A 24,103-nucleotide genomic window follows, 5' to 3' on the forward strand; every position below is an offset into this window, starting at 1 on the left:
AGCCTACATGGACGTACTCGCGGCGTGTTCTGAATAGCCTTACCGGCCTTGCGAAAGCCCTGCAGCCTGCCGGCTACAAGGCAATCAATCACAAAAAGTCAGAGAAGAAGAGAGCGAATGTCCCCCATCAGCTGACTCAACAATGACGTAAACCGGGCCGCATCCGCCCCGTTCACTGCCCGGTGATCATAAGACAGCGACAACGGCAGCATCAGCCGCGGCTGGAAATCCTTGCCATCCCAGACCGGCTTCATCGCCGCCTTGGACACCCCAAGAATCGCCACCTCCGGCGTATTCACAATCGGCGTAAACGCCGTGCCCCCGATACCACCAAGACTGGTGATGGTAAAACAGGCGCCCTGCATTTCCGCCGGCTTCAGCTGCTTGTCCCGGGCCTTCTGGGCCAGGTCCGCACTTTCCGCGGCAAGTTCCCAGAGCCCCTTCTTGTCGACATCCCTGATCACCGGCACCATCAGCCCGTTGGGCGTGTCCACCGCAATCCCGATATGAATGTATTGCTTGCGAACCACTTCCTTACGGTCCATGTCCAGCGACACATTGAACTGCGGCAGTTCCGCCAGCGCCGTGGCACAGGCCTTCAGGATGAACGGAAGCGGAGTCATCTTCACCCCTTTCTTCTCACCAGCCGCCTTCTGCGACTTGCGGAAGTCTTCCATATCAGTGATGTCCGCGTCCTCGAACTGAGTAACGTGGGGCACGTTCAGCCAGCTGCGCTGCATGTTGTTGGCCGTGGCAAACATCATGCGCGACATGGATTCACGCTCAATTTCACCGAACTGGCTGAAGTCCGGAAGCTTCACGCCGGGAATACCGGCACCACCGCCACCAGCCACTGTGCTGCCCTGCTGCGTCTGCTGCAACTGGCTCTTCACATAGGCTTGCACGTCGTCCTTCAGGATGCGGTTCTTCGGGCCGGAGCCCTTGATGCGGGCCAGATCGGCGCCGAATTCACGGGCCAGCTTGCGTACTGCCGGGCCAGCGTGAACCTTCGCACCCGGAGTAGGCGGCTCGTAGGTCGCTGACGACTGCTCCGGCTTCGGCTCTTCACTTTTACCTTTCGGCTCGGCTTTGGCTTCCTGTTTCTCATCGCTGGAAGATTCAGCCGGCTCGGACGATGCTTCTTCCTCGTCGTCGCCTTCTCCGCCTTCTTCTACAACTGTCATTTCGAGCAGGTCATGGCCTTCCGAGATCTTGTCTCCCTCGGACACCAGAATCTTGCCGACCTTCCCGGCATAGGGAGACGGAATTTCCATGGTGGCCTTGTCGGATTCAACAGTGACCAGCGGATCGTCGACTGCAATCTCGTCGCCCTCACTGACGTTGATCTCAATGATGGGCACATCGTCGAAGCCATCCAGCGCAGGCACCTGCACGGTTTCCTTGCGGGAACCGCCGGATTTTTTCGGAGCCGGCTTTTTCTCTTCAGCCTTATCTTGGGCTTTGTCTTCCGACCCGGCTTCGGATTTTTCATCCTTGCCAGAGCTGGCCTCTTCACCAGAATCCTTGTCGTCCTCGGAACCACCAGAGTCGCCACTGGCTTCCATCATGCCGACAACGTCGCCCTCCTTGACCTTGTCACCCACCTTGACAGTGATTTTGGTGATCTTCCCGGCACCAGGCGAAGGCAGCTCTACGGACGCCTTGTCGGACTCTACCGTCAGTATCGGATCTTCTTCCTCAACCGAATCCCCCTTGCTGACGAGGACTTCTATAACCTCGACCTCGTCTGCACCGCCGAGATCCGGAACCTTTATTTCCTGTTCACTCATGGCGGTCTCCTTAGCTCAGCACCGGGTTCGTTTTGTTGCGATCGATTCCGTACTTGCGCATAGCGTCGAGAACCACGTCATTCTTCACTTCACCATCCCGCGCCAGGGCCGCCAGCGCGGTTACGGCTACGTAGTAGCGGTCCACCTCGAAGTGACTCCGCAGTTTTTCGCGGGTGTCACTGCGGCCGAAGCCGTCGGTGCCCAGGGTCAGGTAGGTTTTGGGGATGTAGGCGCGCACCTGCTCGGACAACAGCTTGATATAGTCCGTCGAGGACACCACCGGCCCCTGCTGTTTCTCTAGGCACTGAGTGATGTAGGCCTTCTTGGGTGTGTCGTCCGGATGCAGACGGTTCCAGCGTTCAATGTGCAGGCCGTCCCGGGCCAGCTCGTTGAAGCTGGTGACGCTCCAGACATCACTGGCAACGCCAAAGTCGTCTTTCAGCAGCTCGGCCGCCGCGCGCACCTCGTTGAGGATAGCGCCGGAGCCCATCAGCTGAACCCTCGGGGTCTTCTTGCGGCCCTTGGTTTCAACGGAATCCAGCAGGTACATACCCTTGATGATGCCGTCTTCAACTCTCTTGGCTTCTTTGCCTTTCGGCATGGCGGGCTGTTCGTAGTTTTCGTTCTCGATGGTCAGGTAGTAGAAAACGTTCTGGTTGTCTTCAAACATTTCCTTGATGCCATGCTGGACCACCACCGCCATTTCATAACCGTAAGCCGGGTCATAGGCCTTACAGCTGGGAATGGTCTGGGCCAGGATGTGGCTGTGGCCGTCCTGGTGCTGCAGGCCTTCACCATTGAGTGTGGTGCGCCCGGCGGTACCGCCTACCAGGAAACCACGGGCCTGGATATCGCCGGACGCCCAGGCCAGATCACCCACACGCTGGAACCCGAACATGGAGTAGAAAATGTAGAACGGCACCAGCGGGAAGTTGTTGGTGCTGTAGGACGTGGCTGCCGCCATCCAGGCTGCCATGGAGCCGTCTTCGTTGATCCCTTCCTCAAGGACCTGCCCTTTCTTGTCCTCCTTGTAGTACATGATCTGGTCACGGTCTTCGGGCACGTACTTCTGGCCTTCTGACGTGTAGATACCCAACTGACGGAACATACCTTCCATACCAAAGGTACGGGCCTCGTCCGGTACAATCGGAACGACCCGCTTGCCGATACGCTTGTCCTTGGTAAGAGCCGTCAATAACCGCACGAATGCCATAGTGGTGGAGATCGCGCGGCCGTTGGAACCTTCGATCACTGCCTTGAAGGTATCGAGTGGCGGCGCCTGCAGCGGCTGGCAATCCTTGCGGCGTTTGGGATAGAAGCCGCCCAGTTCCTGCCGGCGCTTGTTCATATAGACAATTTCAGGGCTGTCCGGGGCGGGCCGATAATACGGCACGTCCTTGAGCTCTTCGTCCTTCAGGGGCACCGCAAAGCGGTCGCGGAAGGCCTTAAGCTGATCCATATCCAGCTTTTTCAGGGAGTGAGCCGTATTCTGGGCCTCACCAGCCGTGCCGAATCCGTAACCCTTGATGGTATGGGCCAGGATCACAGTTGGCCGACCGCCATTGTTATGAATGGCGTGGTGATAGGCCGCGTACACCTTGTAGGGATCGTGACCACCCCGGTTAAGCTTGTTGATGTCCTCGTCGGTGAGGTTTTCCACCATCTTGGACAGCTCCGGGTACTTGCCGAAGAAATGCTTGCGGGTATAGGCCGGGCCGTTGCTCTTGAAGTTCTGCAGATCGCCATCCACAGCTTCGTCCATTACCCGTTGCATCAGGCCGTCCTGATCCTGTTCGAACAGCGGGTCCCACATGCGGCCCCAGACCACTTTCAGCACGTTCCAGCCGGCACCCCGGAAGACACCTTCCAGCTCCTGAATAATCTTGCCGTTGCCCCTTACCGGGCCATCCAGGCGCTGCAGGTTGCAGTTAACCACGAAGATGAGGTTGCTGAGATTCTCGCGGCCAGCCACAGAGATGGAGCCCAGTGTTTCCGGCTCGTCACACTCGCCGTCGCCCACGAAGCACCACACCTTGCGGTCACCCATGTCGATCAGTTCACGGCTGTGCAGGTACTTCATGACGTGGGCCTGGTAAATGGCCTGAATCGGCCCGAGCCCCATGGACACCGTCGGGAACTGCCAGTACTCCGGCATCAGCCAGGGGTGGGGATAAGAGGACAGGCCATTGCCGTCCACTTCTTCCCGGTACTTGTCCAGCTGCTCCTCATCGAAACGGCCTTCCAGGTAGGAGCGGGCATAAATACCCGGTGAAGAGTGGCCCTGGAAGTAAACCAGATCCGATTCCCGCTTTTCATCACCACCGTGGAAGAAGTAGTTAAAGCCGACGTCGTAAAGCGTGGCGGCCGAGGAGAATGACGATACGTGCCCGCCCAGCTCACCCGGACGCTGATTGGCACGTAGCACCATCGCCATGGCATTCCAGCGGATCAGGGAACGGATGCGCCGTTCCATGAACAGATCGCCCGGCATGCGGGCTTCCTGGGTCACCGGAATAGAGTTGCGGAACGGCGTGGTAATAGAGTAGGGCAACTCGGTGCCGTCGCGGCTGGCTCGTTCGGAGAGCCTTTCGAGAATGTACTTGGCGCGATCAACGCCCTCCTGTTCGATCAGAGACTCCAGCGCATCCAGCCATTCACTGGTCTCTATGGGATCATCGTCCTGGTACATCAAACCTCCCCTTGGCATAAAAAGTGCGGCGCGTGCCACGATCAGCAGCTGAGCGCCTTGCAGTGTCGATAAGCTGCGATGAAATGCAGAACGTTTTGTTGTGGGTATCCGTCTGTTTGTTACCTTGAACAAGCATAGAACACGATTGCCAGTTTTACTGCCTGAAGCGCCTTGCTTAAACGGCTTTTCGCCTGACACCCTCAGACGGTGCCAATCAGACGGTGCCAATATGTCCGCTTGAATCAACCCGAGAATTACGTAGTATTTTTACTACATTTCGGTATGAAAATTCAATTTTACGTACAAATTTACGCCGAACCACCGGACTATTTCGGTTACTTACGCAAGAATGGCGCCTTTTCGTTCTTCAAACAAGCATATTCAGACCAAGGTCGTAGGATTCCTACGGCAGACAAAACCTTAACGTGCTAAAAGAAAAATAACCTTAGATTCTCGACACTTCTCCAAGCAAGGATATCTTTCTATCTTATTATCAAGGGTTTATTTCGCCTTCAGCACGCTGTGACACGACACTTTTAATTAGACCTGAAAATGCTTTTGGATTTATGTATACTCGCCTGCCCGTTTTTTAACCAGCGGAGCGGTGGCGAACTCCACCCTCCTGAATTTGGCGCATAACCAAAGAGGGCGATCTATGAACTCCATCGTCACGTTCCCGAACCGCATTCCGACTGCCGAGTTCGAAGAGCGGCGCTTCAAGGTCTACACGGACCGCCAGCTCGACAAGATCGACATTATCCAGAATCTCCCCGAAGAGACCCTGTTCGAGATGAAAGTGGTAGCCAGCGTGCTGCCCTTCCGTGTCAACGAATATGTCCTTAACGAACTGATCAACTGGGACAAGGTTCCCAACGACCCGATCTATCAGTTGGTGTTTCCCCAGAAAGGCATGCTGAAGGACGAGCATTACGAGCGCATGGCAAAAATGCATCGGGAAGGCGCCGAGAAGAAAGAAATCCAGGCGGTGGCGAAGGAAATTCGCGACGAGCTGAACCCCCATCCCGCCGGCCAGATGGAAATGAACATGCCGGAACTCAATGGTGAGGTTCTGGACGGTGTCCAGCACAAATACCGTGAAACCGTACTGTTCTTCCCGGCCCAGGGCCAGACGTGTCACTCCTACTGCACCTTCTGCTTTCGCTGGGCGCAGTTCGTCGGTGATAAAGACCTGAAGATGGCCAGCACCGAGGCTGAGAAGCTTCACGGCTACCTGCAGGAGCACACCGAAGTGAGCGACCTGCTGGTTACCGGCGGCGACCCCATGGTAATGAAGACCAAGAACCTGGTTCAGTACCTGGAACCTCTGCTGCGGCCGGAGTTCGACCACATACAGACCATCCGCATCGGCACCAAGGCCCTCACCTTCTGGCCATACCGTTTTGTGACTGACAAGGACGCAGACGAGCTGATCGACCTGTTCGCCCGCCTGGTAGATGCCGGCAAGCACGTGGCTATCATGGCCCACTATAACCACTGGCAGGAAATCACCACCGACATCGCGGAAGAGGCCATCCGCCGCCTTCGCGCCACCGGTGCCGAAATCCGGGCCCAGGGCCCGCTGATCAAGCATGTGAATGACAATGCTGATGACTGGGCGAAGCTGTGGAACAAGGAAGTGCAGCTGGGCATCATTCCCTACTACATGTTCGTGGAACGGGACACCGGCGCCAAGAACTACTTTGAAGTGCCCCTGGTGGAAGCCTTCCGCATCTACCGTGAGGCCATGAAGCAGGTTTCCGGCCTGGCGCGTACCGCACGCGGCCCCTCAATGAGTGCCGGCCCCGGCAAGGTAGAGGTGCAGGGCATCACCGAGATCAACGGCGAGAAAGTCTTCGTGCTCCGGTTTATTCAGGCGCGCAACCCGGATTGGGTACAGCGTCCGTTCTTCGCAAAATACAGCGAAACCGCTACCTGGTTGCACGAGCTGGAACCAGCCCTTGGGGAAGAGAAGTTCTTCTTCGAGGATGAGTATGAGGAAATGAAGAAAGGGAACGGCTAACAGCCGCCTTTTTTGCCAAACGGCCCCTGCTCGGGGCCGTTTCTTTTTGTAGAGTATCCGTCGGGTTTCGCCCCTGGCTCTACCCGACCTACTAGTGCATCAAGGTGTACAGCTTGCGCCGATAGGTACGCACGTCCGGGTTATTGTTGCCCAGCTTGTCGAATAGTTCGATTAACGTGGTTTTCGCCACTTCGTCCTTGTACTTGCTATCCACCTGCATCAGGCGAATCAGCAGCTCCATGGCTTCGGCATTGTTCTCCTGAAGAATGTGATGCAGCGCCAGCAGATGCAAAGCGTTGGGGTCTTTCGGGTCTTTATCCAGCGCATCCTCCAGCTCATGAACTGGGGGCAGCTCGGCTGACGCCTTGAGAAACTTGATGCGAGCCGCGAGTTGCTTCGCCTGGTGCTGCATTTTTTCTTCTGGCGGAAGGCTTTCCAGAACCTGTTCGGCCGTTTCCAGATCGCCCAGTTCTGCCTTCAGCTGAGCCAGATCTATGAGTACTTTCAGATCTTCAGGGTTGTTCCGGTTCATTTCCGTGAGAACAGCCAGCGCGGCCTCCACATCGCCTTCTTCCCACAGGCGATGCGCCTTGTCGTAGGGGGCTTCCTCGTCTTCCGGCATCTCGATATGTTTGTCCAGAACCTTGCGAATCTCGCTTTCCGGCAGCGCGCCATTGAAGCCATCGACCGCCTGGCCATCTTTGACCAGTATCACCGTGGGCAGGCTGCGCACGCCCAGGCTACCGGTCAGCTGTTCCTGCTCATCAGCGTTCACTTTGGCCAGCATGAAACCGCCACGGTACTCAACCGCCAGCTTTTCCAGCAGTGGCATCAACTGCTTGCAGGGAGCGCACCACTCCGCCCATACATCAATCAGTATCGGCGTTCTGGACGAGGCTTCCATTACATCCTGCTGGAAGTTGTCCATGGTGGCTTCGAATATGTACGGCGAGTTGCTCATGAGTGGCCCCTGAAATTGGTTTTCTGGAAATAGTTTCCTGAAATGACGTAAACAGATTGTTGATGGTTGTGGGGGCTGAGAGCGGAAATTCAAGGCTGCGACTCCCCTGCCCTGATTCCGGCGAATACCGCCACTTGCCTTGAAATAATCACTGGCGCCGCTACATAGGCTTTAGGCCCGGGAGCGCAGCTCCCAGGATTCACATTCCCGGAGGATGCTTGCACGGTATGAACGACGACAACCGCAACGACTCTTTTGAAGCTCCCGAAGAAGACCTGACTGAGTACATCGGCAAGGACGAGAACAGCAAAAGCCTGGTGCTGCCGAAACAGCATATGCCCCGGCGCATGTACGTTCTGCCCGTATCCAACCGGCCATTTTTCCCGGCCCAGGTGCAGCCGATCGTGGTGAACCAGAACCCCTGGCAGGAAACGCTCAAGCGCGTTGGTGAAACCGACCACAAGGTGTTGGGCATCTGCTTTGTGGACGACACTGACCCCGAACAGGGCATCCCCGGTAGCGAGGAACTGGAAACCGTCGGCTGTGCTGTACGGGTCCATCATGCCCAGGGGGAAAACGGCAAAGTCCAGTTCATTGCCCAGGGCCTGCAGCGCTTCCGTATTACCCAGTGGCTCCGCCGCCGGCCGCCCTACCTGGTGGAAGTGGAATACCCGGAAGAGCCGGAGGAAGCGGCCGACGAACTGAAAGCCTATACCCTGGCCATCATCAGCTCCATCAAGGAACTGCTGCGCACCAACCCGCTCTACGGCGAGGAAGTGAAGCAGTACCTGTCCCGGTTCGGGCCGGACGACAGCTCGCCTCTGGCGGACTTCGGCGCCTCCATGACCAGCGCCCCCGGGCATGAACTGCAGGAAGTACTCAACACCGTTCCCCTGCTGCGACGCATGGAAAAAGTGCTGTTACTGATGGCGAAAGAGCAGGAAGTCGCGCGCCTGCAAAGTGAAATCAGCGAGGAAGTGAACGAGAAAGTCCAGAAGCATCAACGGGAGTTCTTCCTGAAGGAGCAACTCAAGGTCATCCAGCGCGAACTGGGCATGGCCAAGGACGACAAGACCGCCGATGCCGAGCGTTTCCGCGAGCGTATGGAAAAGCTCAACCCGCCGGAGCAGGTGCAGGAGCGTTTTGACGATGAGCTACAGAAGCTTCAGGTACTGGAACAGGGCTCGCCGGAATACGGCGTTACCCGCAACTATCTGGACTGGCTTACACAGGTGCCATGGGGCCTGACCTCGGAAGATCATTTTGACCTGGCCGAAGCCCGGCGTATTCTCGACCGCGATCATGACGGCCTGGATGACGTAAAAGACCGTATCGTCGAGTTCCTGGCCGAAGGCACTTTCAAGGGCGAGGTCAGCGGCTCCATCCTGCTGCTCGTGGGCCCGCCCGGCGTTGGCAAAACCTCTATCGGCCACTCCGTAGCAGATGCCCTCGGCCGCAAGTTCTACCGCTTCAGCGTGGGTGGTATGCGTGACGAAGCTGAAATCAAGGGCCACCGCCGCACCTACATCGGCGCCATGCCCGGCAAGTTCGTGCAGGCCCTCAAAGACTCGAAAGTATCCAACCCGGTCATTATGCTGGACGAAATCGACAAGATTGGCGCCTCGTTCCAGGGCGACCCGGCCTCCGCGTTGCTGGAAACTCTGGACCCGGAGCAGAACCGGGAATTCCTGGATCACTACCTGGACGTGCGTATGGATTTGTCCAAGGTACTGTTCATCTGCACCGCCAACCAGTTGGACACCATTCCCCGGCCCCTGCTGGACCGCATGGACGTTATCCGCCTGTCAGGCTACATTGCCGAGGAAAAGCTGGCCATCGCCAAGCACTACCTGATGCCACGGCTGCTGAAGCGGGCCGGGCTGCTGAAAAAGCAGATGAACATCACCGACGCCGCCATCAAGCAGATCATCGAAGGCTACGCCCGGGAAGCCGGCGTGCGGGGCTTGGAAAAGCTGCTGCACAAGGTCATCCGCAAGGGGATCGTGCAGCTACTGGAACACCCTGACAAACCGGTGAAGGTGGGCGTATCGGACCTGCAGACCTACCTGGGCCAACCGGCATTCCGTAAGGAAAAATCCCTGAAAGGCACCGGCGTGGTCACCGGCCTGGCCTGGACCGCCATGGGCGGCGCTACCCTGAGCATCGAAGCCTCCCGCATTCACAGCACCCAGCGCGGCTTCAAACTCACCGGGCAGTTGGGAGAAGTAATGAAAGAGTCCGCCGAGATCGCCTATAGCTATGTGTCATCAAACCTCAAGCGCTTCAAAGGCGACCCGACTTTCTTCGACAAGTCGTTCGTGCATCTGCACGTGCCTGAAGGGGCCACGCCGAAGGACGGCCCCAGCGCCGGCGTCACTATGGCCACCGCCCTGCTGTCCATCGCCCGTAGGGAAGCGCCCCAGCAGAATCTCGCCATGACCGGTGAACTGACCCTCACCGGCCAGGTGCTTCCGGTGGGCGGCATCCGTGAGAAAGTCATTGCGGCGAGGCGTCAGAAAATCAGCAACCTGATTCTTCCTGAGGCAAACCGGGGGGATTATGACGAGTTGCCGGAGTACCTGAAGGAAGGGCTGACAGTGAATTTCGCCAAGCAATACAGTGATGTGTTTCAGGTGTGTTTCGGGGATAAGCCGAAGAAGGGGGCTTCGGTGCATTGATCGGGGTCCGGTTGTCGGATTACGGCTTCGCCTAATCCGACAAATTCAGGCGTTACCCGCAAAGCCGGAATCGGTCCCGGGGCGGGGGTACCTTTTCTGCCAGAAAAAGATGTCTGAGCGCAGCGAGTTCTTTTTCCAAAGAAAAGGTACCCCCGCCCCGGGACCAGCCACCATGCCCGGAGCTCAGGCTTTAGCCTTCCAACCATCCTCCCGCAACACTGGCCCAACATCGAGCACCGGTGACGCATCAATGTCATCGGCATCCATCATATTGGCCACCCGCTGAAGCGACGCCAGAATCATCGTCTGCTCCCATTCCGCGAGGTTCTGGAACTTCTTGATAAAATCTTCCTGCAACGGCTGCGGCGCGCGTGCGAGGATATCGGCGCCCTCCTCTGTCAGGTGAGCGTGGACCTTACGTTTGTCCTGGGTACTGCGAACACGATAGACCAGCTTGCGATGCTCCAGCCGGTCCAGAATCGTCGTCACCGTAGCCTGGCTGAGACTGACCTTGTCGGCAATGGTGCCAATAGTCACCTCACCCAGGTCGCGTATACTGCGCATGATCAACAGCTGCGGGCCAGTGAGCCCCGCATTTTTGCTCAGTCGCTTGGAATGCAGGTCAGTTGCCCGTATCACCCGGCGCAACGCCACCAAAACCTCTTCATAATTGTTCAACGCATCGCTCCACTGCCAGGTCCCCCGATTATTTATACCACTAACTATTAGAGGTCTTTGTTCCGGATATTGCAAGCCAGCAGTCACCACAACCCGCCACCCTATTGCACTGACATAACTGCCCTTTTACGAATTTCAGCATTTTTTCCGCTGGCCACTATGCTAAGGTCACTACCTTGTTGAATTTCCGCGAAACGGACACCGCCAGATGAATACCCGAGCACAGAATTCCGTCCCCCGCTGCCCTTCCGGGCCACGCCTGACAGCCCTCCTTGCCTCATACCTTTTGGCGCTTGTTTTTACGACAGGGACCATGGCACAGGAGCCCGCGGAAGATCTGACAGCGGAAGACGTACAGCAGCGCATCGATACACTGGAAGAGCCCATGTACACCCCGTTCGTGGAGCTGTATCTGCTGGAAGAGAGCAAGGCTCTGCGCAAGGAAATGATGAACACCCGCGCCGAGCTGATTGAAAAAGTGGTCGACAAAGAACTGTCGGTGGCGGACAAGACCATGTCCTACGCCACGGACACAGTCACCTACTTCTTCTACCTGATCGCAGGTGCCACTTCCATTCTGGTTGTAATAGGCTGGAACTCCATCCGCGACATGCGCAACCAGCTCACTACCCTGGCCGAAAAGCGGGTAAACGAACTGGTGGTTGAGTACGAAAAGCGCCTGGAATTCATTGAAGATCAGCTCCGGCAGAAATCCGACATCATCCACCAGAACCAGGCGGAGATTGAACGCACCAACGAAGTTCATTCCCTGTGGCTGAAAGCCAGCCAGGAAACCTCCCAGCAGAACAAGATATCCGCCTACGATACCATCCTGGATCTTCGACCGGACGACGTGGAGGCGCTAAGCTATAAAGCGGACGCGGTGCTGGAGATGCAAGAGCCCCTGTGGGCCATTAGCCTGTGCCAACGCGCCCTGAAACTGGCTCCCGACAACGGCCATGCCCACTATCAGCTGGCATGCGCCTATGCCGAAATTGGCCGATGGGATGACGCCGTTGCAACACTGCAGAAGTCGATTCACATCTCAGAGGCGTACAGGGACGATGCCTCAGTGGACCCCAGCTTTGAACAGCTGCGGGATCATGAAAGCTTCCGGAAACTGGTTTACCCGGTAGATGAGGAGCAGTCCGACACCTGATTGCTTGACAACACAGCATGTGTGGTGTTTGTTTACATCGCTGAGAACATAAGAATAACCCTGAAACAGGACAGACCCAATGAGCACACCAGTCAAAAAACTCGTAACTGCTATTGCAACTTCCGTCGCCGTCATGGGCGCTGGCCACGCTGCCGCTGAAATCAAGATCGGCATTGCCGGCCCGATGACCGGCCCCGTTGCCCAGTACGGTGATATGCAATTCTCCGGCGCCCGCATGGCGATCGAACAGATTAACGCCGACGGTGGTGTTAAGGGAGAAAAACTCGTCGGCGTTGAATACGACGATGTATGTGACCCAAAGCAGGCCGTAACCGTTGCCAACAACATGGTCAACGAAGGCGTGCGCTTCGTGGTCGGGCATCTCTGCTCCAGTTCAACCCAGCCGGCTTCCGATATCTATGAGGACGAAGGCATCCTGATGGTAACGCCAGCCTCCACCAGCCCGGACATTACCGAGCGTGGTTATGAGCTGGTGTTCCGCACTATCGGTCTCGATAGCATGCAGGGGCCGGTTGCTGCCAATTACCTGATCAGTCAGAGCCCGGAACGCGTCGCTGTTGTTCACGACAAGCAGCAGTACGGTGAAGGCATCGCCACAGCGGTACGTGACACCCTTGAAGAGGGCGGCGTTGAAGTAGCAATGTTTGAAGGCATTACTGCCGGCGACAAAGACTTCTCCTCCCTGGTGACCAAGCTCCGTCAGGCCGATGTGGACTATGTGTACTACGGCGGTTATCACCCGGAACTGGGCCTGATCCTGCGCCAGGCCAAGCAGGCCGACCTGGACGCCACGTTCATGGGCCCGGAAGGCGTTGGTAACAAAGACATCAACACCATTGCCGGTGAAGCAGCTGAAGGCCTGCTGGTAACCCTGCCACCGAGCTTTGACGAGAAAGAGGAAAACCAGGAACTGGTCAAGGCATTTGAGGAAAAAGGCGAAGATCCCTCCGGACCGTTCGTGCTCACTTCCTACGCTGCTGTCCAGCTGATCGCCGAAGGTATTGAAGCTGCAGACTCCACGGATCCGTTTGATGTTGCAGAAGCCCTGCGCGATGGCACCTTCCAGACACCGATCGGTACCGTCGAGTACGACAGCAAGGGCGATATGGAATCGTTTGAGTTTGTTGTCTACGAATGGCATTCAGATGGCAGCAAAACTCCGGTAAACTGAGCCGAAATCGTTAACAAACGGTAATCATGAGAACACCTTCTCACCGCGATCCGGGAGAAGGTGTTTTTCTAGGCTCCTGTTGATCCTGTAGTCAGAGCGCCCGGCACACCGGGGCCATGCCTGAATGCAGTGTAGGGAGCAGGCTATCGGAGTCCCACACAGATGCAAGATCTCCTTTATTTTATTCAGCAGCTCATTAACGGGCTGACGATCGGGAGCACCTACGCCCTGATCGCCATCGGTTACACGATGGTTTACGGCATCATCGGCATGATCAACTTTGCCCATGGTGAGATTTACATGATTGGCGCCTATACAGCGCTGATCGCCATTACCGGCCTCGCTGCCCTGGGGATAGCGTGGCTGCCACTGGTCCTGATCGTGGCCCTCATCTGCGCGATGTTGGTGTCCAGTTCCATGGGCTGGGCTGTGGAACGAGTGGCCTACCGGCCCGTGCGCGGAAAGCACCGTCTGATTCCGTTGATCTCGGCGATCGGCATGTCCATCTTTCTGCAGAACTATGTTCACCTTGCACAGGGCTCCCGTAACGTGGGCTTCCCTGCGCTGATTGAGGGCGGCTTTCAGTTTGGCGCCACGGATTCATTCCAGACCTCCATTTCCTACATGCAGATCACCATATTCATTACCACTCTGGTGTGCATGACGATTCTTTCCCTGTTCATATCCCGGTCGCGTATCGGTCGCGCCTGCCGCGCCGTTTCCCAGGACCTGGGGATGGCCAACCTGCTGGGCATCGACACCAACCGCATAATCTCGGCAACGTTTGTGATCGGTGCCGCGCTGGCTGCGGTTGCGGGCCTGTTGTTGGGGATGTATTACGGCTCCATTGACCCGCTGTTCGGATTTATTGCCGGGCTCAAGGCCTTTACGGCCGCCGTGCTTGGAGGCATCGGAAGTATCCCCGGGGCTATGCTCGGAGGACTCATTCTGGGCGTTGCCGAGAGCATGACCTCCGGTTATCTCAGTGGTGAGTACAAGGACGTGGTGTCCTTCGGGCTGCTGATTCTGATCCTGCTGTTCAAACCCACCGGCCTGCTTGGCAAACCGGAGGTTGAAAAGATCTGATGGCTGCTCATAACCTGAAACATGCGCTTTTCTGCGCTTTCATCACTTTGATCATCTCCTATCCGATTCTCGGTTTTGACCTGACGAGCAGAGGCACAACAGTCGTCCTGGAGGGTGTTAATACCACCACCAGCATTGGCGTACTGGCGGCCGTGATTATTGTGTTTCTGTTCCAGTATTTCCGCGACTCCGTTATGGGCTCGCTGCGCCAGCTACCGGCAATCAACCCGTTGGCGAACCGCGAACCCATGGAGCAAAGCAAGCGCCTGAAACTGGAATCCATCCTGCTTACGCTGATGATCATAGGGGCACTTATCTGGCCCTTTATTGCGTCCCGTGGCGCAGTTGACCTGGCAACGCTGGTACTGATCTATATCATGCTGGCCCTGGGCCTGAACGTGGTAGTGGGGCTGGCGGGCCTGCTGGATCTGGGCTATGTGGCTTTCTACGCTGTCGGTGCGTACACCTTCGCCCTGCTGTCCCAGTACTACGGCATTTCCTTCTGGTTCGCACTGCCCATCGGTGCCGGGCTTGCCGCCCTGTTCGGCTTGGTACTTGGCTTTCCGGTACTGCGATTGCGGGGCGACTACCTGGCGATCGTGACACTGGGCTTCGGTGAGATCATCCGTATCCTGCTGAACAATATGACCAGCCTGACCGGTGGCCCCAACGGCATTGGGGGCATTCCTGACCCGACGCTGTTCGGCATGGAATTCGGCCGCCGGGTAAAGGAAGAAGGCAACACGTCGTTTCATGAGACCTTCGGCATTGCCTATAGCGGTGAGCACAAGGTGATCTTTCTCTACTTGATCGCCCTGGTGCTGGCCGTGATCACGGCTATCGCCATCCGGCGCCTGATGCGCATGCCGGTGGGCCGCGCCTGGGAAGCACTGCGGGAAGATGAAATTGCCGCCAAGTCCCTGGGCCTGAGCCGCACCGCCGTAAAGTTGTCGGCATTTACGATTGGCGCCTTCTTTGCCGGCTTTGCAGGCACCGTGTTTGCCTCCAAGCAGGGTTTTATCAGCCCTGAGTCGTTCGTGTTCCTGGAGTCCGCCATTATTCTGGCGATTGTGGTCCTCGGTGGCATGGGGTCCCAGATGGGAGTCATCCTCGCCGCAATCGCGGTGACCATCCTGCCGGAACTGGCGCGGGAGTTCTCCGAGTACCGGATGCTCATATTCGGTGCCGCCATGGTGTTGATGATGGTCTGGCGCCCCCAGGGCCTGATGCCCATGCGACGCATCCACATCGAACTGAAACGGCAGGAGTGACGGGTAATGCTTGAAGTACAGAATCTGTCAATGCGCTTCGGCGGCCTCCTGGCGGTGGATCAGGTGTCGCTGGACGTACAGGAACATGAAATTGTGGCGATTATCGGCCCCAACGGGGCCGGTAAAACCACCGTCTTTAACTGCATGAGCGGGTTCTACAAGCCATCAGGTGGCAAGATCCTGTTCGAGGGTCGCGACATCCAGGGCAAACCGGATTACAAGATTTCCCGTCTTGGCCTGGTCAGAACCTTCCAGCATGTTCGGCTTTTCAGCCGCATGACGGTGGTGGAGAACCTCCTGGTGGCCCAGCATCGCCATCTCAACACCAACCTGCTCTCAGGTATTCTCAAGACACCGAACTACCGTGAGAAGGAGCAGAAATCTCTCGACCGGGCGGCCTACTGGCTGGACCGGGTGGGCCTGATGGATATGGCCAACCGGGACGCTGGCAACCTCGCCTATGGCCAGCAGCGACGGCTGGAAATTGCCCGCTGCATGGTCACCGAGCCCAAGCTGCTGATGCTGGACGAGCCGGCTGCCGGCCTCAACCCGGCCGAAACCAAGGACCTCAACCAATTGATCATCAGCCTGAAGGAAGACTACAACGTTTCCGTGGTGTTGATTGAGCATGACATGAGCCTGGTGATGGATATCTCCGACCGTATCAACGTGATCAACCAGGGCCGCCCCCTGGCCAGTGGTACGCCGGATGAGATTCGCCGGAATGACGATGTTATCAAAGCCTATCTGGGTGAGGCCTGAGGAATAACCATGCTTGTACTAGAAGATGTCCATACCCATTACGGCAAGATTGAGGCGCTCCATGGCGTCTCTGTAGAAGTAAAGAAAGGCGAAATTGTGTCCCTGATCGGCGCCAATGGCGCCGGCAAAACCACGCTCTTGATGACTGTCTGCGGTAACCCGCAGGCAACCTCCGGCCGCGTGCTTTTCCAGGGCCGCGAGATCACCCGGGACCTGACGTCGAATATCATGCGTTCAGGCATTGCCATTGTGCCCGAAGGCAGGCGTGTCTTTTCCGGCCTGACCGTGGAAGAAAACCTCCACATGGGCGGTTTTTTCAATACCAAGTCGGAAATCCGCAAAAGCCAGGAACACGTCTACGAGCTGTTTCCACGCCTGAAAGAGCGCGAGCACCAACGTGCCGGTACCATGTCTGGTGGTGAGCAGCAGATGCTGGCCATCGGACGGGCACTGATGAGCAAACCGAACATGATCATCCTGGACGAGCCCTCCCTGGGGCTGGCACCGCTGGTGATCAAACAGATCTTCGAGATCATCGGTAAGTTGAGGGAAGAAGGCATTACCGTCTTCCTGGTAGAGCAGAATGCTCACCAGGCCCTGAATCTGGCAGATCGGGGTTATGTTTTGGAAACCGGACGCATCCGCTTGCACGATACAGGGAAGAACCTGTTGGCCAACCCGGATGTTCAGAATGCCTACCTTGGTGGCTAAACAGAACAAGGCCTGATCATCAATCGGGCCTCTGGACGCAAAAAGCCGGAACATGGGAGCATGTTCCGGCTTTTTTGTACCACCTGGCATCAGCCAAACACTTACTGAACGCTCTTGATGGTGCCCTTGTAACCTTCAACGGTCACGTTGATGGTTCCGAATACCACATAGTCGTCCTTCTGGACGGTATAGCGCGGAGCGACAATGACGTCCGCACCAGATTCCTGAATCGCATTGTAGGCAGCAGCGGCCTTTACGGACTCAACCGGGTCAGGCAGTGCAAATGGCAGCGCGCTTCCACCGTTGCCACCGGCTGAATAGGCAACGCCATCGGCGTATTCGCTCTCGGCACCCAGGGTAAAGAACAGAACCTTGGTGGCAGAGGATTGACCGGTGATTTTCTCGCCTACTTCGATGTCGGCCTTGACGTCGGTAGACACGGCACCTGACAGGGGCAGGGAGGGAGCACTGGTGTTCAGTGAGCTACAGCCAGTCAGTGCGCCAGCGAAAATCAGGGATGATGCGACAAGAACTTTTTTCAAAACGTTATCTCCATGTGTTGTGTATCGGCCTTCATGGCCGCGCGCACTATACCCAAACCGCCCAGATATAACAAGAATGTTATTTTTGTTTATTTTTTAGACCATATAGAAATATGAACACGTGATCACACTTTGACTTTGTGGGCCAAATCAATCACTCAGCGAGTTTGTAATTTGCCTTCCTGATATATGAACTATACTCAGATTCAACGGTCGACCTGTCTCCACGGGAAATCAGTCAGGGCCGTTAGCGTGTCGCCTTCCGGGGACCCCTCAGGCGGAGGTGGCGCGTTTGCGACGACAGCTAAAACCAAACAAGGAGTGGATAATGAAAAAACTGATCGCAGGTGCACTGCTTATGGGTGCGTCTACCCTCGCTTTCGCCCAGCCCGGCTGTGGCGTTGGTGCCATGATCTGGAAAGGCCAGTCTGGCATTGCGCCCCACGTTCTGGCAGCAACCACCAACGGTACTTTCGGTAACCAGACCTTTGGTATGACCACCGGCACCCTCGGTTGTCAGACCAATCAGTCTGTTCAATCCATGGCCATGTACATGGAGAGCAACATTGATAAGGTAGCTCGTGACATGTCTCGCGGCTCGGGTGAAAACCTGGATACCCTTGCAGTGCTGCTGGGTGTTGACGAAACTGATCGAGACGCCTTCCGTAATGCCCTTCAGGACAACTTTGCAACCATCTTCCCGTCGTCTGACACTACGTCTGGCGAGGCGGTTGATGCGATCGTAGCCCTGCTGGAAAAGGATGAAACTCTAAGCAAGTATGTAGCTGCCTGATCCTTCAGTTCGAGAAAGGATTTTGCGCGCCAGGGACGGCGCACCGGTTTGCAGACCATCCACCCGACGTTTAACCCGGAATTGACTGACCATTCATGCGCACTTCGCTTCGGTTTGCGCTGGCCCTCCTCTGGCTGGCATCAGGTTTCAATGTACTCGCCGCACCGCTTCCCGACACTGGGAACCTCCATGAACACCCCGCCTGGCTGACACTGGTTCATTACCAGCCCGACCGTTTCGGTGACGACTATTCCAGCCAGGCAGACGATAACGATTTTTTTCTTGCTGAGAACGGTAAAAACTCCCCGAAGGCAGAGCTTGACGCCACACTGGCGGCCATCACCCGCCCCGGAGGTGGAGACGACCACGCCCGCTGCCGATTCCCGGCCAGAGATCGTTGGCTGCGGGAACAACTGGATCTGTCACAGCAACCGGCAGACTGTCCCGGTTACGACGAGTGGGTCGAAGAGCTCAATACTGAAACCGTGACACTGGTGTTTGCAGCCTCGTACCTGAATAGCCCGTCGTCGATGTTCGGCCACACCTTCCTTCGTCTCGACCCACCGCAGGAAGACGAGGAAACCAACCTTATCCTGGCCAACACCATTTCCTACGCAGCCGATGCTGCCGCCCATGACAGCGAGCTCCTCTTCGCCTACAAGGGTATCTTCGGCGGCTACCCGGGCATCACCTCCATCCAGCCCTACTACGAGAAGATTCGGCTTTACTCGGACATCGAGCATCGGGACCTGTGGGAATACCAGCTCAACCTGACCCAGCCGGAAGTGGACATGATGTTGGCCCATACCTGGGAGATCCGTGACCGGAATTTCGACTATTACTTCTTTGACGAGAACTGCGCCTACCGGTTGCTGGCCCTGATCGACGTAGCCCGCCCCGGCACCGACCTGCTGGATGAGGTCAGCACTCACGCCATACCTTCCGATACCGTGCGTTGGGTGGTGGACCGGGGACTGGTGGAAGATGTTTATTACCGCCCCTCAGCGGCCACCAGTGTCAGCCATCGCATTGATTCGCTGCCCGACGACCACCAGATACTGGCCGCCGCCATCGCCAACGGCTACGTGAACGCGGATGCCCCGGAAGTGCAGGCATTAAGTGATGAGCAACGGGCCCGGGTGCTGGACACCACCTATGACTATGTCCGTTACCAGAGCGAGGCAGACGGCTGGCCCCGGGAACATGCTGCCCCACTCTCCCACGACCTGTTGCGGGAACGCAGCCAGATCCGTGGTGTAGCCGCTCAGGACGGCGCCCCCGAACCTGCCATCCGGGACGACCAGGGGCACGACACCTTCCGCGGCAGCCTCAGCGGAGGCCGAATGGGCGACCGCAACTTCACTGAACTGACACTGCGCCCGGCCTACCATGACATACTAGACCCACCCGCCGGTTACCGTACCGGCGCCCAGCTTCAGTTCCTGCGCCTTGACGCGCGCCTGTATACCGACAATGACGAATTACAGATTGAGCAGCTGACCGGCGTTGAGATCCGCTCCCTCTCACCCCGCAACCAGTTCTTCTCGCCGCTTTCCTGGCAGGTGGGCTTCGGCGGCCGCCGTACAGATACCGGGACCAATCGTGTCTTTGCCCCCTACCTGGAAGGTGGCGCAGGAGGCAGCTGGCAACTGGCCACCGACACACAGGCCTTCGCCATTGCCACAGCCGACCTGGAAATCGACGACGACTTGCGCCGCGGCTACGATGCCGCCCCCGGCGCCGACCTTGGCATACTCCACCAGAACAACCAGTTCAGCCTTCTCGGGGGCGTGAAAACAAAGGCCTGGATCGTCAGCAGCCAGCATCGCCAGGACCAGGCCTACCTTGAGGGCAACTGGCACTTCGGGCGGGACTTCAGCCTGTTCGGAAAATTCAGCCGTGAAGACCACTACGACAGGTACCGCAGCACATGGCAACTCGGACTCCACGCGTACTTTTAAGCGCCCTGAGAACACTGGCCGGCATCATCGCCGCCCTCGCCCTGATACTTCAGACCGGCTGCAGCAGCGTGTTTTTCTACCCCGACGACGTCACCTACGTCACCCCGGACCGCCTGAACCTGGAATACGAAGACGTTTTCCTGGACACCCCGAACGGTGAAACCCTCCACGGCTGGTGGCTACCGGCAAAAAATGACCCCAAAGGTACCGTCTACTTCCTCCACGGCAATGCCCAGAACATCAGCAGCCACATCATGAACGTCGCCTGGCTGCCTGAGAGACGCTACAACGTCTTCCTGATCGACTACCGGGGATACGGCCGCTCAACCGGCGCACCGGACATAGAGGGCACCCTGCACGACGCAGAAGCCGGCCTGCGATGGCTGATCGATCAACCGGACGTCGAGAACCAACCCCTGTTCCTGCTGGGCCAGAGCCTTGGCGGCGCACTGGGAACCGCACTCGCCAGTGAATGGGTAACCCGGAACGAACAGCCACCCTTGGACGGCGTCATCCTCGACGGCACCTTCAACGGATTCCGCTCTATCGCTCGGGAAAAACTCGGCGATTTCTGGCTCACCTGGCCCTTCCAGATCCCCCTGAGCTGGACTATCACCGATGAATACGAAACCCACGAACGTATCGGCGACATCAGCCCGGTGCCAGTGATGGTGATTCACAGTAAACGGGACGGGATAATTCCGTTCCATCACGGTGAGCAGTTGTTTGAAGCGGCGAAGGAACCCAAACGTTTTTTAAGAACAGATACGGGCCACGGGGCCACGTTTGTGATTCCGGCGTATCAGGCGGCGGTTTTGGGATTCATGGATGCGAGTGGGGAGTAAAAAAATCCGGCGGCCAGCAAAAAGTCTGAAGAGTGCGCCGGGCAGGGCTATTCAAAACCGTGCGGAGCCATGGATGGCGGAGCCCGAGCCTACATGGACGTACTTGTTGGCGTGTTTTGAATAGCCCTGCCCGGCGTGCTCAGGCTACAGAACTTGCAGGCCTGAAAACAAAAAACCCGCCAGACTCCGAAGAGTGGCGGGTTTTTTACCGGGTTCAGCTTACAGCGCGGAAAGGTCCGTCGGCTGCTCACCTTCCTTCACTTCCTTCATGGACAGCTTGACCCGCCCACGGTTGTCCACATCCAGCACCTTCACCAGAACTTCCTGACCTTCGCTCAACTCGTCAGTCACGTTCTCGATGCGACGGTCAGAAATCTGGGAAATGTGTACCAGACCATCCTTGCCAGGCAGGATGTTAACGAAGGCACCAAAGTCCACAATGCGCTCAACGCGACCGCTATAGATAGCACCCACTTCGATTTCAGCAGTGATTTCCATCACCCGCTTCATCGCAGCATTGGCTGCATCCTGGTTGTCGGCGTAGATCTTCACGTTGCCATCGTCATCCAGATCGATGGAAGCACCGGTTTCGTCACAGATAGAACGGATGGTGGAACCACCCTTGCCGATGACGTCGCGGATTTTCTCGGGATTGATCTTGATGGTGGTAATGCTCGGCGCACGGCTTGAAAGCTCCTTGCGCGGCGCGGAAATCACCTTCGCCATTTCACCCAGGATGTGCAGACGGGCTGCGTTGGCCTGGTCGAGGGCGATTTCCATGATCTCGTCGGTGATGCCCTGGATCTTGATATCCATCTGCAGAGCAGTGATGCCTTCGGCGGTACCCGCTACCTTGAAGTCCATATCGCCGAGATGATCCTCGTCACCCAGGATGTCGGTCAGAACCGCGAACTGGTCGCCTTCCTTGACCAGACCCATGGCGATACCGGCAACCGGGGCCTTGATGGGTACACCCGCATCCATCAGTGCCAGGCTGGAACCACAGACAGACGCCATGGAGCTGGAACCGTTGGACTCGGTGATTTCGGAAACCGCACGGATAGTGTACGGGAACTCTTCCATTGTGGGCATAACCGCAGCCACACCACGCTTGGCGAGACGGCCGTGGCCGACTTCACGACGACCCGGTGTACCAACACGGCCGGCTTCGCCGACGGAGTACGGAGGGAAGTTGTAGTGGAACAGGAACGGATCCTTGCGCTCACCTTCCAGCGCATCGATGATCTGCATGTCACGGGCAGTGCCCAGCGTGGTCGTCACGATAGCCTGGGTCTCACCACGGGTGAACAGGGCCGAGCCGTGAGTGCTGGGCAGTACGCCGACTTCCACTTCGATCGGACGGACCGTCTTGTTGTCACGGCCGTCAATACGCGGCTTGCCGTCGATGACCTGCTTGCGAACGATGGTCTTCTCGACTTTGCCGAAGTATTTCTTGACGTCGTCCGCGGAAGGCTGGCCTTCCTCTTCGCCCGCCAGTTTCTCCACCAGAGCGGTCTTGATCTCGCCCAGGCGTGCATAGCGCTCCATCTTGTCGCGGATGCTGTAGGCTTCCTCGATGGCCGCGGCTGCTTCGGCGTTAACAGCATTCAGCAGCTCTGTGTTCTCCGGCTCAGGCTGCCAGTCCCAGCGCGGCTTGCCCACTTCAGCGGCAAGTTCCTTAATAGCGGTAATGGCACTCTGCATTTCCTGGTGGCCATACAACACGGCGCCCAGCATCTGATCTTCGACCAGGCCCTTGGCTTCGGACTCAACCATCAGAACTGCGTCTTCAGTACCGGCAACCACCATGTCCAGCAGGGAGGTTTCCAGTTCTTCGAACGTGGGGTTCAGGAAATAGCCGCGCTCGTTGGTGTAAGCCACCCGTGATGCGCCAATCGGTCCGTCAAACGGGATACCGGAGATAGCCAGCGCTGCAGAGGCAGCCAGCATGGCAGCAATATCCGGGTCCTGGTTCTTGCTGGATGACATCACCGTGGTGATCACCTGGGTCTCGTTCATGAACCCTTTGGGGAACAGCGGACGAATCGGGCGATCGATCAGGCGGGATGTCAGGGTTTCTTTCTCGGACGGACGGCCTTCACGCTTGAAGAAGCCACCGGGGATTTTGCCCACGGCGTAGGTCTTCTCGAAGTAGTTGACGGTCAGCGGAAAGAATGGCTGGCCAGGCTTGGCTTCTTTGGCAGCCACTACGGTGCCCAATACCGAAATGTCATCTACGGTAACCAGTACGGAGCCGGTAGCCTGACGTGCAATACGACCGGTCTCAATCGTGACGGTCTTGCCGCCGAGTTCAAACGATTTTTTTACGGGTGTGAGATTCACTGTAACTCCTGAATTCATCTTTTCAATTTGACTCAGACCATCCGCCCCTGCGGACAATCCGTTATAACTGCATCAAGGCCTGAACTGATGAACTGAAGAGCAACCCGTCTGAAAGCTAACAGGCTGTTGGAAACACCGGGCCGGAGCGCGCTTCGGAGGCCGGGGTTTTCAACAACCTGCTATCAATTTCAACTTTCCAATACGACAGGGAGTTTCTTCAGGCTTCACTGACAGACACGATGCAGGGGAGAAGCACAACCGGCGAGGCAAACGCCCCGCCGGCCGTTAAATACAACCGGGCCAATACTAGCGACGCAGGTTCAGACGCTGGATCAGTTCCAGATAGCGGTCTGCGTTCTTGCGCTTCAGGTAGTCCAGCAGCTTACGACGCTGGTTAACCATCCGGATAAGACCGCGGCGGGAATGGTGATCCTGCTTGTTGGTCTTGAAGTGATCCTGCAGCTTGTTGATGTTGTGGCTCAACAGTGCAACCTGCACTTCAGGAGAACCGGTATCGCCATCACCCTGCTGAAAATCCTTAACGATCTGTGCTTTCTCGTTGGCAGAAAGTGCCATAACTCACCTCTATTGTTGCGATGCTATCGAATTCGGCCGAACCATG

Annotated in this window: 18 protein-coding genes; 11 read left to right on the forward strand and 7 right to left on the reverse strand. The window is 57.1% G+C overall.

Annotated features, from left to right (window positions below; genetic code table 11):
- Nucleotides 1–98: 98 nt before the first annotated feature.
- Nucleotides 99–1,790 (reverse strand): dihydrolipoyllysine-residue acetyltransferase, encoded by a 1,692-nt coding sequence (aceF, locus tag FO268_RS04260; RefSeq protein WP_150990061.1) that lies wholly within the window; start codon nucleotides 1,788–1,790, stop codon nucleotides 99–101.
- A gap of 10 nt (nucleotides 1,791–1,800) precedes the next feature.
- Nucleotides 1,801–4,479, reverse strand: coding sequence for a pyruvate dehydrogenase (acetyl-transferring), homodimeric type (gene aceE / locus FO268_RS04265; RefSeq protein ID WP_150990064.1), 2,679 nt, complete (start codon nucleotides 4,477–4,479; stop codon nucleotides 1,801–1,803).
- Between the two features lie 655 nt (nucleotides 4,480–5,134).
- On the opposite strand from aceE, the gene FO268_RS04270 reads away from it, so the two are divergent.
- Nucleotides 5,135–6,499, forward strand: coding sequence for a KamA family radical SAM protein (locus FO268_RS04270; RefSeq protein WP_150990067.1), 1,365 nt, complete (start codon nucleotides 5,135–5,137; stop codon nucleotides 6,497–6,499).
- 91 nt (nucleotides 6,500–6,590) lie between these two features.
- Here FO268_RS04270 and FO268_RS04275 read toward each other — a convergent pair whose 3' ends face one another.
- Nucleotides 6,591–7,460 carry a thioredoxin family protein gene (locus FO268_RS04275; RefSeq protein ID WP_150990070.1) on the reverse strand — a complete coding sequence of 290 codons (870 nt, stop codon included), beginning with the start codon at nucleotides 7,458–7,460 and terminating at the stop codon, nucleotides 6,591–6,593.
- Between the two features lie 227 nt (nucleotides 7,461–7,687).
- Here FO268_RS04275 and lon point away from each other — a divergent pair, with 227 nt between their 5' ends.
- Nucleotides 7,688–10,138 (forward strand): endopeptidase La, encoded by a 2,451-nt coding sequence (gene lon, locus FO268_RS04280; RefSeq protein WP_150990073.1) that lies wholly within the window; start codon nucleotides 7,688–7,690, stop codon nucleotides 10,136–10,138.
- 183 nt (nucleotides 10,139–10,321) lie between these two features.
- On the opposite strand, the gene FO268_RS04285 is transcribed toward lon, so the two are convergent.
- A complete protein-coding gene (locus FO268_RS04285; protein WP_150990076.1) occupies nucleotides 10,322–10,816 on the reverse strand; it encodes a MarR family winged helix-turn-helix transcriptional regulator in 495 nt (164 codons plus the stop codon).
- Between the two features lie 313 nt (nucleotides 10,817–11,129).
- Between FO268_RS04285 and FO268_RS04290 the strand changes: the two genes are divergently transcribed.
- The 6 genes from FO268_RS04290 to FO268_RS04315 all read left to right on the forward strand — a co-directional run bounded on the left by FO268_RS04290 (nucleotide 11,130) and on the right by FO268_RS04315 (nucleotide 16,997).
- On the forward strand, nucleotides 11,130–11,975 hold the full coding sequence (locus FO268_RS04290) for a tetratricopeptide repeat protein (protein WP_225316497.1): 846 nt from the start codon (nucleotides 11,130–11,132) through the stop codon (nucleotides 11,973–11,975).
- A gap of 79 nt (nucleotides 11,976–12,054) precedes the next feature.
- Entirely contained in the window at nucleotides 12,055–13,167 is a 1,113-nt protein-coding gene (locus FO268_RS04295) for a branched-chain amino acid ABC transporter substrate-binding protein (RefSeq protein WP_150990081.1), read from the forward strand.
- A gap of 162 nt (nucleotides 13,168–13,329) precedes the next feature.
- Nucleotides 13,330–14,253 carry a high-affinity branched-chain amino acid ABC transporter permease LivH gene (gene livH, locus FO268_RS04300; RefSeq protein WP_150990084.1) on the forward strand — a complete coding sequence of 308 codons (924 nt, stop codon included), beginning with the start codon at nucleotides 13,330–13,332 and terminating at the stop codon, nucleotides 14,251–14,253.
- The gene (locus FO268_RS04305) at nucleotides 14,253–15,524 is read left to right on the forward strand and encodes a high-affinity branched-chain amino acid ABC transporter permease LivM (RefSeq protein ID WP_150990087.1); all 1,272 of its coding nucleotides are present in this window, start codon (nucleotides 14,253–14,255) and stop codon (nucleotides 15,522–15,524) included. Before livH ends, FO268_RS04305 begins: the two co-directional genes overlap by 1 nt.
- Before the next feature lie 6 nt (nucleotides 15,525–15,530).
- A complete protein-coding gene (gene livG / locus FO268_RS04310) occupies nucleotides 15,531–16,286 on the forward strand; it encodes a high-affinity branched-chain amino acid ABC transporter ATP-binding protein LivG (RefSeq protein WP_150990092.1) in 756 nt (251 codons plus the stop codon).
- Nucleotides 16,287–16,295: 9 nt separating this feature from the next.
- Nucleotides 16,296–16,997 (forward strand): ABC transporter ATP-binding protein, encoded by a 702-nt coding sequence (locus FO268_RS04315; RefSeq protein WP_150990096.1) that lies wholly within the window; start codon nucleotides 16,296–16,298, stop codon nucleotides 16,995–16,997.
- Between the two features lie 101 nt (nucleotides 16,998–17,098).
- Here FO268_RS04315 and FO268_RS04320 read toward each other — a convergent pair whose 3' ends face one another.
- Nucleotides 17,099–17,539 (reverse strand): hypothetical protein, encoded by a 441-nt coding sequence (locus FO268_RS04320; protein WP_150990099.1) that lies wholly within the window; start codon nucleotides 17,537–17,539, stop codon nucleotides 17,099–17,101.
- Nucleotides 17,540–17,867: 328 nt separating this feature from the next.
- On the opposite strand from FO268_RS04320, the gene FO268_RS04325 reads away from it, so the two are divergent.
- The 3 genes from FO268_RS04325 (at nucleotide 17,868) to FO268_RS04335 (ending at nucleotide 21,138) form a co-directional block, all read left to right on the forward strand.
- Nucleotides 17,868–18,332 (forward strand): DUF3015 domain-containing protein, encoded by a 465-nt coding sequence (locus FO268_RS04325; RefSeq protein ID WP_150990102.1) that lies wholly within the window; start codon nucleotides 17,868–17,870, stop codon nucleotides 18,330–18,332.
- Nucleotides 18,333–18,427: 95 nt separating this feature from the next.
- Entirely contained in the window at nucleotides 18,428–20,293 is a 1,866-nt protein-coding gene (locus FO268_RS04330) for an Lnb N-terminal periplasmic domain-containing protein (protein WP_150990105.1), read from the forward strand.
- Complete coding sequence (locus FO268_RS04335; RefSeq protein ID WP_150990108.1) at nucleotides 20,263–21,138, forward strand: alpha/beta hydrolase; 876 nt, start codon at nucleotides 20,263–20,265, stop codon at nucleotides 21,136–21,138. The genes FO268_RS04330 and FO268_RS04335 overlap by 31 nt, the downstream gene beginning before the upstream one ends.
- Before the next feature lie 219 nt (nucleotides 21,139–21,357).
- Here the strand turns inward: FO268_RS04335 and pnp are convergent, their stop codons facing one another.
- Nucleotides 21,358–23,481, reverse strand: coding sequence for a polyribonucleotide nucleotidyltransferase (gene pnp, locus FO268_RS04340; protein ID WP_150990111.1), 2,124 nt, complete (start codon nucleotides 23,479–23,481; stop codon nucleotides 21,358–21,360).
- Nucleotides 23,482–23,787: 306 nt separating this feature from the next.
- Nucleotides 23,788–24,057 (reverse strand): 30S ribosomal protein S15, encoded by a 270-nt coding sequence (gene rpsO, locus FO268_RS04345; RefSeq protein WP_137435803.1) that lies wholly within the window; start codon nucleotides 24,055–24,057, stop codon nucleotides 23,788–23,790.
- Between the last annotated feature and the right edge of the window lie 46 nt (nucleotides 24,058–24,103).

The organism is Marinobacter denitrificans, from assembly GCF_008795955.1.
GTDB classification, from domain to species: Bacteria; Pseudomonadota; Gammaproteobacteria; order Pseudomonadales; family Oleiphilaceae; genus Marinobacter; species Marinobacter denitrificans.